The 15,082-nt window shown below is 63.4% G+C and carries 15 protein-coding genes; 6 read left to right on the forward strand and 9 right to left on the reverse strand.

Annotation, left to right across the window (positions count from 1 at the left end):
- Nucleotides 1-6: 6 nt before the first annotated feature.
- The 8 genes from AC4PTT_RS01640 to AC4PTT_RS01675 form a co-directional block, all read right to left on the reverse strand.
- The gene (locus AC4PTT_RS01640; protein WP_206553283.1) at nt 7-1,143 is read right to left on the reverse strand and encodes an ABC transporter substrate-binding protein; all 1,137 of its coding nucleotides are present in this window, start codon (nt 1,141-1,143) and stop codon (nt 7-9) included.
- Between the two features lie 69 nt (nt 1,144-1,212).
- Nucleotides 1,213-2,046, reverse strand: a complete 834-nt coding sequence (kynA, locus tag AC4PTT_RS01645; protein ID WP_113153569.1) for a tryptophan 2,3-dioxygenase — start codon at nt 2,044-2,046, stop codon at nt 1,213-1,215.
- Nucleotides 2,047-2,049: 3 nt separating this feature from the next.
- A complete protein-coding gene (locus tag AC4PTT_RS01650) occupies nt 2,050-3,669 on the reverse strand; it encodes an AMP-binding protein (protein WP_206545611.1) in 1,620 nt (539 codons plus the stop codon).
- 9 nt (nt 3,670-3,678) lie between these two features.
- Nucleotides 3,679-4,821, reverse strand: coding sequence for an acyl-CoA dehydrogenase family protein (locus tag AC4PTT_RS01655; RefSeq protein ID WP_317088575.1), 1,143 nt, complete (start codon nt 4,819-4,821; stop codon nt 3,679-3,681).
- Nucleotides 4,821-5,633, reverse strand: coding sequence for an enoyl-CoA hydratase family protein (locus tag AC4PTT_RS01660; RefSeq protein WP_113153566.1), 813 nt, complete (start codon nt 5,631-5,633; stop codon nt 4,821-4,823). The genes AC4PTT_RS01655 and AC4PTT_RS01660 overlap by 1 nt, the downstream gene beginning before the upstream one ends.
- Nucleotides 5,630-6,106, reverse strand: a complete 477-nt coding sequence (locus AC4PTT_RS01665) for a MarR family winged helix-turn-helix transcriptional regulator (protein ID WP_113153565.1) — start codon at nt 6,104-6,106, stop codon at nt 5,630-5,632. The genes AC4PTT_RS01660 and AC4PTT_RS01665 overlap by 4 nt, the downstream gene beginning before the upstream one ends.
- The gene (locus tag AC4PTT_RS01670; RefSeq protein WP_206545614.1) at nt 6,100-6,858 is read right to left on the reverse strand and encodes an SDR family NAD(P)-dependent oxidoreductase; all 759 of its coding nucleotides are present in this window, start codon (nt 6,856-6,858) and stop codon (nt 6,100-6,102) included. The genes AC4PTT_RS01665 and AC4PTT_RS01670 overlap by 7 nt, the downstream gene beginning before the upstream one ends.
- A gap of 166 nt (nt 6,859-7,024) precedes the next feature.
- Nucleotides 7,025-9,316, reverse strand: a complete 2,292-nt coding sequence (locus AC4PTT_RS01675) for a bifunctional salicylyl-CoA 5-hydroxylase/oxidoreductase (RefSeq protein ID WP_492161989.1) — start codon at nt 9,314-9,316, stop codon at nt 7,025-7,027.
- Between the two features lie 219 nt (nt 9,317-9,535).
- Between AC4PTT_RS01675 and AC4PTT_RS01680 the strand changes: the two genes are divergently transcribed.
- Nucleotides 9,536-10,366 carry a hormone-sensitive lipase gene (locus AC4PTT_RS01680; protein WP_492161990.1) on the forward strand — a complete coding sequence of 277 codons (831 nt, stop codon included), beginning with the start codon at nt 9,536-9,538 and terminating at the stop codon, nt 10,364-10,366.
- A gap of 55 nt (nt 10,367-10,421) precedes the next feature.
- A complete protein-coding gene (locus AC4PTT_RS01685) occupies nt 10,422-10,658 on the forward strand; it encodes an Lrp/AsnC ligand binding domain-containing protein (RefSeq protein ID WP_007010700.1) in 237 nt (78 codons plus the stop codon).
- A gap of 13 nt (nt 10,659-10,671) precedes the next feature.
- On the opposite strand, the gene AC4PTT_RS01690 is transcribed toward AC4PTT_RS01685, so the two are convergent.
- Nucleotides 10,672-11,877, reverse strand: a complete 1,206-nt coding sequence (locus AC4PTT_RS01690) for an APC family permease (RefSeq protein ID WP_492161991.1) — start codon at nt 11,875-11,877, stop codon at nt 10,672-10,674.
- A gap of 207 nt (nt 11,878-12,084) precedes the next feature.
- Between AC4PTT_RS01690 and AC4PTT_RS01695 the strand changes: the two genes are divergently transcribed.
- The 4 genes from AC4PTT_RS01695 to AC4PTT_RS01710 all read left to right on the forward strand — a co-directional run bounded on the left by AC4PTT_RS01695 (nt 12,085) and on the right by AC4PTT_RS01710 (nt 14,965).
- Nucleotides 12,085-12,768: a D-lyxose/D-mannose family sugar isomerase gene (locus AC4PTT_RS01695; RefSeq protein WP_492161992.1), complete on the forward strand. Its 684-nt coding sequence runs from the start codon at nt 12,085-12,087 to the stop codon at nt 12,766-12,768.
- A 106-nt stretch (nt 12,769-12,874) separates the two neighbouring features.
- On the forward strand, nt 12,875-13,327 hold the full coding sequence (locus tag AC4PTT_RS01700; RefSeq protein ID WP_224873570.1) for a hypothetical protein: 453 nt from the start codon (nt 12,875-12,877) through the stop codon (nt 13,325-13,327).
- Nucleotides 13,328-13,474: 147 nt separating this feature from the next.
- Nucleotides 13,475-13,750: an acyl carrier protein gene (locus AC4PTT_RS01705; protein WP_113153557.1), complete on the forward strand. Its 276-nt coding sequence runs from the start codon at nt 13,475-13,477 to the stop codon at nt 13,748-13,750.
- Complete coding sequence (locus AC4PTT_RS01710; protein WP_492161993.1) at nt 13,751-14,965, forward strand: beta-ketoacyl-[acyl-carrier-protein] synthase family protein; 1,215 nt, start codon at nt 13,751-13,753, stop codon at nt 14,963-14,965.
- Nucleotides 14,966-15,082: the final 117 nt, after the last annotated feature.

A 15,082-nucleotide genomic window follows, 5' to 3' on the forward strand; every position in this document is an offset into this window, starting at 1 on the left:
GCTGTCCTACATCTTGCACTCGGCCGCGTAGGCGTCCTGGTGGTCGGTGAACGCCGTGGAAACGATCTTGTTGGTCAGCGTGTCACCGTCCTTCACCACCTCGCGGACATAGAAGTCCTGGATCGGGTGGTTGTTGCTGTTGAACGAGAACTTGCCGCGAACCGAATCGAAATCCGCTTCCTTCAGTGCTGCGCGGAACGCATCCTTGTCCTTCACGCTTGCCTTGCCGGCGGCGGAGAGGATCAGGTTCGCCGTGTCATAGGCCTGCGCCGCGTAGACGGAGGGCAGGCGGCCATAGGCTTCCTTGAAGCCCTCGACGAAGGTCTTGTTGGCTTCATTGTCGAGGTCATAGGCCCACGATGCCGAGTTCTTCACGCCAAGCGCCGCGTCGCCGATTGCCGGCAGAACGTCCTGGCTGAACGAGAAGGCCGGCCCCATCAGCGGCAGGTCGACGCCCGACTGCGCATACTGCTTGGTGAAGGCGACGCCCATGCCGCCCGGCAGGAAGATGAACACCGAGTCTGCATCCGATGCGCGGATCTGCGCGATCTCGGCGGCATAGTCCGTCTGTCCGAGCTTGGTGTAGACCTCGCCGGCGAGCTCACCCTTGTAGAAGCGCTTGAAGCCGGTGAGCGAGTCCTTGCCGGCCGGGTAGTTGGGGGCCATGATGAAGGTCTTCTTGAAGTCCTTGTTGGCGGCCTCGCCCATCGCTTCGTGGAAATTGTCGTTCTGGTAGGCGACGTTGAAATAGTTCGGGCTGCAGCCTGCGCCGGCAAGAGCCGAGGGGCCGGCATTGACCGACAGGTAGATCACATCCTGCGCCGTTGCCGACGGCACGACGGCCATGGCCAGGTTCGACCAGATGATGCCCGTCATCAGGTCGACCTTGTCGCTCTGGATCATCTTGTCCGCAATCTGCACGGCAAGTTCCGGCTTGCGCGCATCATCTTCGGTGATGACCTCGATGTCCTTGTTGCCGGACTGTTCGATCGCCAGCATGAAGCCGTCGCGGGCGTCGATGCCCAGTCCTGCGCCGCCGCCGGAAAGCGTGGTGATCATGCCGATCTTGACCGGCTCGGCAAAGGCGTTGCCGGCAACGCTTGCCGACAGGGCAAACAGGCTCGCTGCAATAAGCTTTTTCATGAAGTGTCTCCCAATGGTTCCCAGGTTATTAGTTGCCGTTATTTTCGGCTTTGTCACCCGTTTCTCAGGTTACATGTCCGTGCGGACACGCCAGAGCTCGGGGAATAGTTCCACATCCAGCATCTTGCGCAAATAGGAAACGCCGGACGTGCCGCCCGTGCCGCGCTTCAGGCCGATGATGCGTTCCACCGTCGTCACATGGTTGAAGCGCCAGCGGCGGAAATAGTCCTCGAAGTCGATCAGTTTTTCGGCGAGTTCGTAAAGCGCCCAGTGCTCGTCGGGCTTTGAGTAGACGGCCTTCCAGGCCTTCTGCACCTGGTCGTTGGCCTCGCGCCTTGTGCGCCAGTCGGTGCGTCCGGCGTCAGCGCCGATGTCGAAGCCATTGCGCTCCAGAAGCCGCAGCGCCTCGTCGTAAAGGCTCGGCTCGGCAAGGATCTCCTCAAGACGCGCCGTGATCTGCGGCAGGTCCGAATGGGGTTTGAGCATCGCCAGGTTGCGGTTGCCGGCCAGGAACTCGATGGAGCGGTACTGCCACGACTGGAAGCCCGAGGACTGGCCAAGCGCATCGCGGAACATGGAGTATTCGCTCGGCGTCATGGTGCGCAGCACGTCCCATGCGCTGTTGAGCTGCTCGAAGATGCGGGCCACGCGGGTCAGCATCTTGAAGGCGGGGCGCAGCTGGTCATCGGCGATGGCGGCGCGCGCCGACCGGATCTCGGTGATGGCGAGCTTCATCCAGAGTTCGGATGTCTGGTGCTGGATGATGAAAAGCAGCTCGTCACGTGCCGGAGACAGAGGCTCCTGCGCATCGAGGATCTTCTCCAGATGCAGATAGTCGCTGTAGGACATGGGCGGCTTGATGTCCGCCGCGTTGTCGTCATCGAGTTCCGGTTGGCTGGCCATGGTTCAGTCTGTCTCTCTCAAGCGGAAACGCTGGATCTTGCCCGTCTCTGTTTTTGGCAGAGCATCGAGAAACCTGATCGAGCGCGGATATTTGTAGGGCGCGATCACCGCCTTCACGTGGTCCTGCAGGCGTTTCGCCGTTGCTTCGTCGCGGGCCACACCCTCGGCCAGCACCACATGCGCTTCGACGATCTGCCCGCGTTCTTCGTTCGGCGCGCCGATCACGGCGCATTCCAGCACCTCGGCATGGGCGAGCAATGCCGCTTCAACCTCGGGGCCGGCGATGTTGTAGCCGGAGGAAAGGATCATGTCATCGGAGCGGGCGGCGAAATGGAAGCGGCCCTCCTCATCCTGATAGAAGCTGTCGCCCGTCAGGTTCCAGCCGGCGCGCACATACTCTTTCTGCCGTTCGTCGGCGAGATAGCGGCAGCCGGTCGGGCCACGCACGGCCAGCCGGCCGGTTTCGCCGCGCGGCAGCTCGTTCATGTCCTCGTCCACGATCCGCGCTTCATATCCGGTCACCGGGCGACCCGTGGTTGCCGGGTGCCGGTCGTCGAAACGGTTGGAGATGAAGATGTGCAGCATCTCGGTTGCGCCGATGCCATCGAGGATCGGCTTGCCGGTCTTCTCCGTCCATGCCTCGAACACCGGTCCCGGCAGGGTCTCGCCTGCCGAAACGGCAACGCGCAGCGAGGAAAGGTCCGCCCCTTCGTCCATCGCCGCCATCATGGCGCGGTAGGCGGTGGGCGCGGTGAAGCTCACCGTCGCGCGGTACTTCTCGATGATCTCGATCATGTTGGGCGGGGTGGCGCTTTCAAGAAGCGTCGCCGTTGCGCCGAAACGCAGCGGGAAGATCGCCAGACCACCAAGCCCGAAGGTGAAGGCAAGCGGGGGCGAACCGACAAACACGTCGTCCGGCGTGACCTGAAGCACTTCCTTCGCATAGGCGTCGGCGATGATCAGCAGATCGCGGTGGAAGTGCATGGTGGCCTTGGGGATGCCGGTGGTGCCGGAGGTGAAACCCAGAAGCGCGACATCGTCACGGCCCGTCTTCACCGCGTCGAAGGTGACCGGCTTGTCGAGCGCGATGCGATCCAGCTCGGCATCGAAATTGGCCGTGCCGTCAAAGCCCACCACCTTCTTGAGGAAGCGGCTTTCCTTGGCGCAGGCCACCAGCTCGTCCTTGATGCGCGTGTCGCACAGCGCCAGCTCGATCTCGGCCTTGTCGACGATCTTGGCCAGCTCGCCCGCGCGCAGCATCGGCATGGTGTTGACCACAACCGCGCCCGCCTTGGTGGCGGCGAGCCAGCAGGCCACCATGGCCGGATTGTTGGCCGAGCGGATCAGGATGCGATTGCCCGGCTTGACGCCGTAATCCTCGACCAGCGCATTGGCAAGGCGGCTCGTCCAGTCCGCCAGTTCCTTGTAGGTGCGGCGGCGTCCATTGCCGATCAGCGCCACATGATCGCCGAAACCGCGCTCGACCAGGCGGTCGGTCAGCTCGACGCCGGCGTTCAGATATTCGGGGTAGTCAAAACCATCGAGAAGGAAGGCCGGCCATTGGTCTTCCGGCGGGAGATTGTCCCGCGCAAAGGTATCGGTATGACCTGTCGGTCCGAGCATGTTTCCTCCCTATTTCATCGTTTGCCGTGCGATCACGACTTTCTGGACGTCCGATGCGCCCTCATAAATGCGGAGCGCCCTGATCTCCCGGTACAGGCTCTCCACAATGTGTCCGCGGCGCACGCCGTCGCCGCCATGTATCTGCACTGCCTTGTCGATCACCTCCTGCGCCCGGTCGGTGGCGAACAGCTTGGCCATTGCCGCCTCGCGGGTGACGCGCGGCGCGCCCATGTCCTTGGTCCATGCGGCGCGGTAGATGAGGAGTGCTGCAGCGTCGATGTCGAGCGCCATCTCGGCGATGTGTCCCTGCACCATCTGCAGGTCGAACAGCGGCGCACCGAAAAGCTCGCGGCTGCCTGCCCGCTCCAGGGTCTCATCAAGCGCGCGGCGTGCGAAGCCGAGTGCGGCCGCACCCACGGTCGAGCGAAACACGTCGAGCACCGACATGGCGATCTTGAAGCCATCGCCCGGCTTGCCGATCATGGCGGAGGCGGGCACGCGCACATCGTTGAAGGCAAGCCGCGCCAGCGGATGCGGCGCGATCACGTCGAGGCGCTCCGCGACCTCCAGCCCCGGCGTGTCGGCAGGTACGAGAAAGGCCGAGATGCCTCTTGCGCCCGGCGCTTCGCCGGTGCGGGCAAACACGGTGTAGAGGTCGGCGATGCCGCCATTGGAGATCCAGGTCTTCTCGCCGGACAGCACATAGTCGCCGCCGTCCCGGGTGGCGGCCATGTCCATGTTCGCCACGTCCGAACCGGAGCGCGGTTCCGACAGGGCGAAAGCCGAGAGCGCCTTGCCCGCCCGCGTTCTGTCGAGCCATTGCTGCTGCTCCGGCGTACCGAACAGGCTGATCGCCCCGGTGCCGAGGCCCTGCATGGCGAACGCGAAATCGGCCAGCCCGTCATGACGGGCCAGCGTTTCACGGGTCAGGCATAATGTGCGCACGTCGAGCGGGCCGGGATTGGCCGTGTCGACTGCGGTGGGTTTCAGGAAACCCGCTTCGCCAAGCCGGGCGACGAGGTCGCGGCAGGCGGCGTCCACGTCGCTGTGGTCGACGGGGAGGTTTTTGGCGCACCACGTATCCAGCCTGTCGGCCCAGTCGCGGTGGCGCTGTTCGAAGAAAGGCCAGTCCAGAAACGAACGATCAGCCATCAATCCCCCTCGAAAACCGGTTTTTCCTTGGCGACGAAAGCGCGGTAGGCGCGCTCGAAATCCCGGGTCTGCATGCAGATCGCCTGCGCCTGGGCTTCCGCCTCGATGGCCTGTTCCAGACCCATCGACCATTCCTGATTGAGCTGCGTCTTGGTGATGCCATGCGCGAAGGTCGGCCCGGCGGCGATCCGCGCGGCCATGTTCAGCGCCTCCGCTTCAAGCGCGTCGGCGGCGACGAGCCTGTTGTAGAAGCCCCAGCGCTCGCCTTCCTCCGCGCTCATGGAGCGGCCGGTGTAGAGCAGTTCCGCCGCTCGGCCCTGACCGATGATGCGCGGGAGCATGGCGCATGCGCCCATGTCGCAGCCTGCCAGCCCGACGCGGGTGAACAGGAATGCGGCCTTCGCCTCCGGTGTCGCCAGCCGCAGGTCGGACGCCATGGCGATGATTGCGCCGGCGCCAACCGCCACGCCGTCGATGGCGGAGATGATCGGCTTGTTGCAGGCGATCATCGCCTTCACCAGATCGCCGGTCATGCGGGTGAAGGCGAGCAGGCCCTTCATGTCCATGTCGACCAGCGGGCCGATGATGTCGTGCACATCGCCGCCCGAGCAGAAGTTTCCGCCATTGGGCAGGAACACGACCGCATCCACGTCATCTGCATAGGGGAGGGCGCGGAACGTATCGCGCAGCTCGGCATAGGACTCGAAGGTGAGCGGGTTCTTGCGGTCGGGCCGGTCAAGCTGGATCAGCGCGACATTGCCCTCCATCCGCCAGATGAAATGCTGCGGCTTTAAACCCGCCATGGAGCTCATACCCCGCCCTCCCAATTGCTTTCGAATGTCTTGAGTGTGCCGGCCAGCGCCCGGGCTTCTTCCTCGGGCAGATTGCCGAGCAGTTCGTTGATCCAGCGTTCATGCGCTTCGGCCATGGCGGCGAAGGCTTCCTTGCCGGCCGGCGTCAGCTTGATGATCGAGGTGCGGCGGTCGCCGTCGCGCTTCGTGCGGCAGGCGAGCCCGTCGGTGACGAGCCGTTCCACGATCCCGGTCACATTGCCGTTCGACACGAGGAGAAAGCGCGAGATGTCGCTCATCGCCATGCCTTCGGGCGCGCGGTCGAGCACCGACAGCACATCGAAGCGCGGCAGCGTGGTGTTGAAGCGGGCTTTGAGCCGTTCGCGCAGAACAGCCTCGACCAGGCGCGAGGCGCGCAGAATTCTGATCCACAGGCGCAGGCGTTCCTTTGCCGGAGCGCCGCTGCGAACAGCGGCGAGGGGAGCGCTTACCATGTTTCACCTCCAGAGATGGAAATCGACTGGCCGGTGACCGAATTGGCCTCGGGGCTGATGAGCCAAAGCGCAGCAGCGGCCACTTCCCGGGGCTGAATCAGCCGGCCATGGGGGTTGGCTTCGACGAACCCCTTGCGGGCTTCCTCGTGGCTGCGCCCGGTCTTCTCGACCACGCGCTGAATGGACTCTTCCAGCATCTCGGTTTCCACGTAACCGGGGCAGATCGCGTTCACCGTCACGCCGGTCTTCACCAGCTCGACGGAGAGTGCGCGCATCAGGCCGATGACGCCATGCTTCGATGCAACATAGGGCGCGACATAGGCGTAGCCCTTCAGGCCGGCCACGGACGCGATGAAGATGATGCGGCCATTGCCGCGCTTGGCCATGGGCGAAAGCGCGGGCTTCACGCTCAGGAACGCCCCGGTCATGTTGACGTCGAGGATGCGGTTCCAGTCTTCGAGCTTCGTGCGATGGGCGGGCGCGCTGGAGGCCGTGCCCGCATTGGCAATGACGATGTCGAAGGGGCCGCGCGCGGCTTCCGCCGTCTCGTAGAGCGCCTGCATCGAGGCTTCGTCGGTCACGTCGGCAGTCAGCGCATGGATGCGCTCGTGCCGGGCCGCCACTTTTTCCAGCGGCTCGGCGCGCCGCCCGCAGATCGTGACATCGATGCCTGCCTCCGCGAGCGCAAGCGCAACGGCCTCGCCGACGCCCGTTCCGCCGCCTGTCACAAGTGCGTGGCGTGAACCGGTCATCGTGTCGGCCCTTTCTTTGAAGCCGGGCGATGCCCCTCATCCGCCTGCCGGCACCTTCTCCCCGCAGGCGGGGAGAAGGACGAAGCGGCGACGTTGATGCCCCCTTCTCCCCGTGCGCGGGGAGAAGGTGAGGATGAGGGGCGGAGCCAGCGCTCGGAAAACATGATCACACCTTCCCCGTCATCTGCTCGGCCCGCTCGGCAAGCCGGTAGAGCTGGTCGCGGCCGGGCAGGTAGGGATCGGGCCAGGACACGCCCCTGTCGCCCAGCGTTGCCGCAGCATGCAGCGTCCAGTAGGGATCGGCCAGATGCGGACGGGCGAGGCAGACGAGGTCTGCGCGGCCGGCCATCAGGATCGAGTTGACGTGATCCGGCTCATAGATGTTGCCGACGGCCATGGTCGCCATGCCGGTCTCGTTGCGGATGCGATCGGAGAACGGGGTCTGGAACATGCGGCCATAAACCGGGCGCGCCTGTTTCGAGGTCTGGCCCGCCGACACGTCGCAGATGTCGACGCCGGCTTCCTGCAGCATGCGCGCAATCTCCACGGCTTCGGCCGGGGTCACGCCTGCGTCGCCCACCCAGTCATTGGCCGAGATGCGCACCGAGATCGGCTTGTCTTCCGGCCATGCGGCCCGAACCGCAGCGAAGATCTCCAGCGGATAGCGCATGCGGTTTTCCAGGCTGCCGCCATAGTCATCCGTGCGCTTGTTGGTCATCGGCGAGATGAAGGACGACAGGAGATAGCCGTGCGCAAAGTGCAGTTCGAGCATGTCGAACCCGCAGCGCTCCGCCATCCCGGCGGCAGCGACGAACTGGTCGCGCACCGCGTCCATGTCGTCGCGGTCCATCGCCTTCGGCGTCTGGTTCGCGTCGGACCATGCCACTTCGGAGGCGGCCATGAGTGGCCAGTTGCCGTCTTTCAGCGGTGCGTCCATCTCTTCCCAGCCGAGTTGGGTCGAGCCCTTGGGACCCGAATGGCCGATCTGTGCGCAGATCCGCGCATCGGTCTCACGGTGAACGAAATCGACGATGCGCGTCCAAGCGGCTTCGTGCTCCGGCTTGTAGAAACCGGGGCAGCCGGGCGTGATGCGGCCCTCGGGGCTCACACAGGTCATCTCGATATAGACGAGACCCGCGCCGCCCTTGGCGCGCTCGCAATAATGCACCATGTGCCAGTCGGTCGGGCAGCCGTCGACGGCCTTGTACTGAGCCATGGGCGAGACGACGACGCGGTTCTTCAGTGTCAGGCCGCGCAGCTTGTAGGGCGCGAACATGGGCGCGCGGGCGGCATTGTCCTCGGCGCCTGCCTGCTGCTGGAACCAGGTCTCCGCATCCGCAAGCCATTCGGGATCGCGCATGCGCAGGTTCTCGTGGCTGATGCGCTGCGAGCGGGTGAGCAGCGAATAGTTGAACTGCACCGGGTCGAGATCGAGATAGCGCTCCACCTCCTCGAACCACTCCAGCGAGTTGCGCGCCGCCGACTGCAGGCGCAGCACTTCCAGCCGCCGAGCGTCTTCGTATTTGTCGAAGGCTTCTTTCAGTGTCGGTTCGGTGTGCAGATATTCGGCCAGCGCGATGGCGCTTTCGAGCGCCAGCTTGGTGCCCGAGCCGATGGAGAAATGCGCGCTTGCCGCCGCATCGCCCATCAGCGCGATGTTCTCATGCGACCAGCGTTCGCACAGCACGCGCGGGAAGTTGATCCATGCCGAACCACGAATGTGGTTGGCGTTGGTCATCAGCTTGTGGCCGCCCAGATGATCCTTGAAGATCCGCTCGCATACGGCGATGGAATCCTGCTGGCTCATTTCGCCGAAGCCAAACTTCTCCCAGGTCTCCGGGCCGCACTCCACGATGAACGTCGCGGTCTCGTCATCGAACTGGTAGGCGTGCGCCCACACCCAGCCATGCTCTGTCTTCTCGAAGATGAAGGTGAAGGCGTCGTCGAATTTCTGATGGGTGCCGAGCCAGACGAACTTGCATTTGCGCACGTCGATGTCGGGCTTGAACACGTCGGCGAAGGTGGTTCGCGTCCGCGAGTTCAGGCCGTCGGAGGCCAGCACCATGTCGTATTCGGCCATGAAGGGGCGGGGATCATCGATCTCCGTCTCGAATTCGAGCCTGATGCCGAGTTCGCGGGCGCGCTCCTGCAAGAGAATGAGCAGGCGCATGCGGCCAATGCCGCAGAAACCGTGCCCCGTGGAGAGCGTGCGCACGCCCTTGTGCACCACGGCGATGTCGTCCCAATAGGCGAAATGCTCGCGGATGCGCTCGGCGCTGACGGGGTCGTTTTCCGCCAGATTGTCGAGGGTTTCGTCAGAGAGAACCACGCCCCAGCCGAACGTGTCGTCGGGCTTGTTGCGCTCAAAGACCGTGATGTCGTGGGCTGCATCGCGCAGCTTCATGGAGATTGCGAAATAGAGGCCCGCCGGACCACCGCCGAGAATTGCGACTTTCATGCTCGAGCTCCTTCCTCCCAGGATTGCTCTACGCCTGGCTTTGTAAGCTTGGAGCATTGCACCGGACAGACGACATTTCAAGCATGAAATTTTAAGGTTGAAATATGTCCGGTCTGGGCGCAGTGTACATCACGATCCGCAATGATGACAGTGGAGGCTGGCACGGCTATGCAGGCCCTGTTGCCACGTGCGGAGGGCGGCGCGGAGGGAGAATTGAACATGTTCTATCGTCAGGTTTCGGACTGGGATGACGCCTATGCGAATGGCGTCAACATTCCGCAGGGCGACCGCTGGCCGGATGCCTGGGTAGCCCCGGCGCAGGCCTATCGTGATGCGCTTTCGGCCGCTGGTCGGGCCGAGCTCGACATCCCCTATGGCGACGGCGCACGCAACCGCTTCGACCTGTTTCTGCCCGAAGGAAAGCCGGCCGGTCTGGTGGTGTTCATCCATGGCGGTTTCTGGCTGAAACTCGACAAGAGCTTCTGGTCGCATCTGGCCGCCGGTGCGGTCGACAGCGGCTATGCGGTAGCCATGCCGTCCTACACGCTGTGCCCTGAAAACTCGATTTCCGGCATCGTGCGCGAGATCGGCGCGGCGGTCACCGCCGCTGCCGGACGCGTCGATGGACCGCTCGTCCTGACCGGCCATTCGGCGGGCGGCCATCTTGCTTCGCGCATGGCCTGCGAGACCTCACCGCTGCCTGCGGATGTGCGCGCGCGCCTTCGCCATGTCCTGTCGATCTCCGGCGTGCATGATCTGCGCCCGATGATGAAGACGGCGATGAATGAGGGGCTGAAGATCACGCATGAGGAGGCGCAGGCGGAAAGCCCGGCGCTGCTCGCGCCCATCCCCGGCGTGCGCCTGACCTGCTGGGTTGGCGCTTCGGAGCGGGGCGAGTTCCTGCGCCAGAATGCGCTTCTCGCCAATGTCTGGGTCGGGCTTGGTGCGCAGACCGCCGCTGTGGAAGAACCCGACCGCCATCATTTCGATGTCATTGACGGGCTCGTGGATTCATCCCATCAGATCGTGCGCTGTCTGTTGACAGCGTAACGCGATGGGCCAAGTCTGGCCCGACCCTGTTTCGAACTTGCTCCATGGAGCCCTTATGAGACCTGTCTTCGTTCAACTGCGCTGCAAACCCGGCAAGACCTATGAGGTGGCCGACGAACTCTACAAGCGCGAAATCGCCTCGGAGCTTTACTCCACGAGCGGCGATTACGACCTGCTCATGAAGGTCTACATCGATGACGGTGTCGATATCGGCAAGTTCGTCAGCGAGAACATCGCCAATGTGCCCGGCATTCGCCGTTCGCTCACCACTTTGACCTTCAAGGCGTTCTGATCCCGGTCCGGTCTTACGTCTCGACCGGCACCCCCAGAACCACGATCGCCAGGCCGAGCAGCGCCAGCGCGGCGAACCCCGCCGCGCGCCACGGGCTGTTTGCATCACGCCATGCCTTGGCTGCGGCAAGTGCGGCCTGCAGCATGTAGTAAAGCGCGAAGGCCCGCGACGCGTAGCTGATGATGTGGAACACATCCGCCGACCAGGTGAGAGCGAGGCCCACCGCCACAAGCAGGGCGTAGGACCGCCTGGGCGTAAGCCGGCCGCGCGTCAGCTCTGTCAGAAGCCCACCCGATCCGCTCGTGTCCGCCACTGCCGCGCTGAACTGCGCGGCCAGTCCCGCTGCCACCAGAAGCACGGAGAGGATCGGCGCGACGGCGGCCATCATGCCAATGATGGCCGTTTCCGTGAGCGGTTGCCCGTCGATGTCGAATGTGTAGCTGATCAGCAGGATGTAGCTCATATAGATGCCGGTCGAGATCCATTGCGCCAGCTTCATCGAGCGGATCAGCGTCGGCGTGTCATAGTCGCGGCCGAGATAGCGCGATGTCTCAAACCCCTGAACCGTCACGATCAGTCCGAAGGCAAGGGCGATGGCGTGCCAGCCGCTCACACTTGGCGCGCGCAGGATCATGTCATGCGCCGACACATGCTGGATGAAGAAGATGCCGAGACCGACCAGCAGGCCGGCAATGATGGCGAGCTTGAGCGCGACGGACGCGTACTCCATCTTTTCGAGCGCCCGGAAACCGCGTGTCCAGCCAACCATCAGGATCAGCACATAGACGGCCGATGTCAGAAGCCGGGCGTCCGTTGGCTGGTTCGCTTCGGTCAGGCTCACGCCGAAAGCGCCGAACAGATTCAGATAATAGGCGACCGACACGATGTAGGCGAAGCCGAGGCTGGCTGAGGCTGTCGTTTCCAGAAGCGTTTCCAGCCTGCTGCCGTGTCGTCCCGCTTCCGCCTGAAGCATGCTCATATTGTAGCGGATCGCCGCGCCGAACAGATACGCGCCCAGACACAGCGCCAGCATGACGAGCGGCGCATTGACGCCGTAGGCGAAATTGAGGATCGGCCCCAGAACGAGAAACCCGCTGCCGATGATGGAGGCCAGCGGCGTGGTCATCGCCCTCCATGTCGGCCGGCCATGGAGACGCGGCGACCACAGCGCCAGCATCACCGCAACGACGGTCAGCAGGATGATGGCGTTCAGATACATGGAAAGACCCGGGTTTGTGCTTCGTGTCCGGTGCGACGCCGTGCGCATCGCCGGTTTGAGGATGGGCATTCTATTGATGAGGCTGGCCGGTGCGTTGCGCAAGATCAAGTGGGTTACGCAAGATCCGGCCGGGCAAAACACCTTGGCGGAATGCCGGGCTTGCGGTACGACCACACATCAAGTCGGTTTCGCACGAGGGAGGTTGCGGTGAAGCGCTCGAGAGTGAACGAGATCCTGCGCCAGGGAGAAGAGTTCATCCGCTCCTTCGGCTATGTGCTGCCGCCCTTTGCCGACTGGACCCCGGAAGAGATGAGGCACCGGCGTGCCGCAATCGACGGCATTGTCGATGCAAGGCTCGGCTGGGACATCACCGACTATGGCGCTGGCGATTTCGACCGGCGCGGCCTCTTTCTCTTCACGGTGCGTAACGGCAATCAGGAAGATTTGAAGCATGGCCGCGGCATGCTCTATGCCGAGAAGATCATGATCTCCCGGCGTGACCAGCTCGCGCCGCTGCACACCCACGCGATCAAGGCCGAAGACATCATCAACCGCGGCGGCGGCACGCTGTGCATCGAGCTTTTCGGGTCTGATCCGGAAGGCGGGATCGACCGTGTCTCGCCCGTGCGCGTGCCGACCGATGGCGTGATACGGCGCGTGGATGCCGGCGGAGTCCTGCGTCTGGAGCCGGGCGAGAGCGTCACGCTTCTGCCGGGCGTCTGGCATGCATTCTGGGGCGAGAAAGAGGATGTGCTCATCGGGGAGGTGTCTACCGTCAATGATGATGTGACGGACAATATCTTTGCAGAGCCGATCGCCCGCTTCTCCGAAATCGAGGAGGATGAGGAGCCCTGTCGGCTGCTGGTTTCGGATTACGCGACCCGGCTTTGAGGGAACCCGCCGGGCGCCCCGCCCGTTGCCTTCTCCGGCAGAACATGTTTTCTGCGCGGCGAATCTACAGGATTGAGTCATGACCTTGAACATCGGATGTCGGCCCATGCCGCTACGAGCCGCACTTGCATTGACGATGGTCATCGCTTTGCAGTCTCCGCTTTTCGCGCAGGGGCTGAAGAGCGAAGAAGCAATCGATGCCATTGTGGGCTCCGAGGTGAAAACCGAGGAAGTCGAACCGGAGACGGCGAGCAAGCGCATCATCGCGGCAATCGGCATCACGACGCAGAATGCCGAGCGCGTGCGCAAGACCTTCTCGCTTGAAGAACTGGATATCGTTCTCCTGCCCGATCTGGACAGGAAGGGGCAGGACATCGCCAAGGCGATTGCCGAGCATGAGAAAGAAATTGCCATTCTGCGTGAAGCCATCGAAGGCAGTGCGCTGTTCTTCCATGCAGTGGATTCGCGTTCCATCCAGGTCCGCGATGTGGTCGCGCTGGACTATGGTGAGGACGGCACCGTAACCATTTTCGTAAAGGGTGGCGTGAACGAAAACTGACGCGGTGATGCGCGGCGGAATTGCACTGCAAACTCTTGCCGCAGGACACGCTTTGGTTTCTTATGTCTGCGATTTTATAGAGTTGAGCGTGGACGCCTTGCCCGATGGCATCCTAGCCTGCGTAAAAGTTGTCCAAGGAGACGCTTCATGAATGCTGAGACCAGTTTGAGCACGGATGAGATCGGCAAGACGATCCTTGAGAAGATCAAGACCCATGCGCAGGACGAGGTCGAGACGATAACGCTCGATACGCCGCTCGCCGACCTTGGCATTCACTCCCTCGAACTCACCGAGATCATTTTCGATGTCGAGGACGAGTTCAACATCGAAGTGGAGATGAACACCGCCGAGGCGTGGGAAAGCATGGAGACCGTCAGGGACATCGTCGCCGCCGTGCGCGAACTGGTGGACTCCAAGAACTAGATGACAGCTCCACGCATCGTCATAACGGGCATTGGTGGCATTTGCGCGCTTGGAACGGATGCCCCGGCCATCTGGTCGGGCATGCGCGCGGGCCGTCAGGCGATTGGCCCGATCACCACGGCGCCGCTGCATGAACTGAAAGTGCGCATTGGCGCCGAGATCAAGCAGCTGCCGGAGCACGGTCTGGACCGCAAGCGGCTCGTCACCATGGACCGCTTCAGCCTGCTCGCATCCATTGCGGCGCAGGAGGCCATGAGCCAGTCGGGCTTTGCCGTGGACGATGCCAATACGCACCGCGTTGGTGCCGTGGTCGGCACCGGTGTCTGCGGCTGGGAAGCCATCGAGGAAAGCTATCGCGCGATCCTTCTGGAAGGGAAGCCGCGAACGGGCATCTTCACGGTTCCGCGCGTGATGCCCGGTGCAGCTGCCGGACAGGTCAGCATGACGCTCGGGCTGCGCGGCCCGGTGTTCGGCGCGACCTCTGCCTGCGCGTCTTCCAACCACGCGATCCTTTCGGCGGCAGACCAGCTTCGTCTCGGTCGTGCCGATGTCATGCTTGCCGGTGGCTCCGATGCGCCGCTGATCTACGGCATCCTGAAGGGCTGGGAAGCGCTGCGCGTTCTGGCTTCGGAAACCTGCCGCCCGTTCTCTGCCGACCGCAATGGTCTGGTGCTGGGCGAAGGTGCTGGCATGGTGGTGCTTGAGACGCTCGAACATGCGCAGGCGCGTGGCGCGACCATTCTGGCCGAGCTGGCCGGTGGCGGCATGTCGGCCGATGCGTCCGATATCGTGGCCCCCACGGTCGAGGGGCCTTCCGCCGCGCTTCAGGCCTGTCTGAACGAGGCCGGTCTCGCCCCTTCCGATGTCGATTACATCAACGCGCATGGCACGGGCACCAAGGCCAATGACCGCATCGAGACCGAAGCGATCAAGCGCGTGTTCGGCGCACATGCCTCGAAGCTTTCCGTGTCGTCCACCAAGTCGATGCATGCTCACTGCCTTGGCGCATCGGGCGCGCTGGAACTCATCGCCTGCGTCATGGCGATCCGGGAGGGTATCGTCCCGCCGACGGCGGGCTATCGCGAAGTCGACCCGGAATGCGATCTGGACGTCACGCCCAATGAAGCGCGCAGGCGCGATGTGCGTGTCGCCCTCAGCAATGGTTTTGCTTTCGGTGGCACCAATGCCGTTATCGCGGTGAAAGCCATGGAATAGCGGGCGCGCAATGCGCCCGTCGGGCTTGCCTTTCTAAACCTGATAATTTAAGTCCACATTATTGAGTGGCGGCCACGAGGCCGTGCGCGTCCGTTGTCGATGGCAATGGCAGCGCCT

Source organism: Nitratireductor sp. WH36-1 (genome assembly GCF_058725515.1).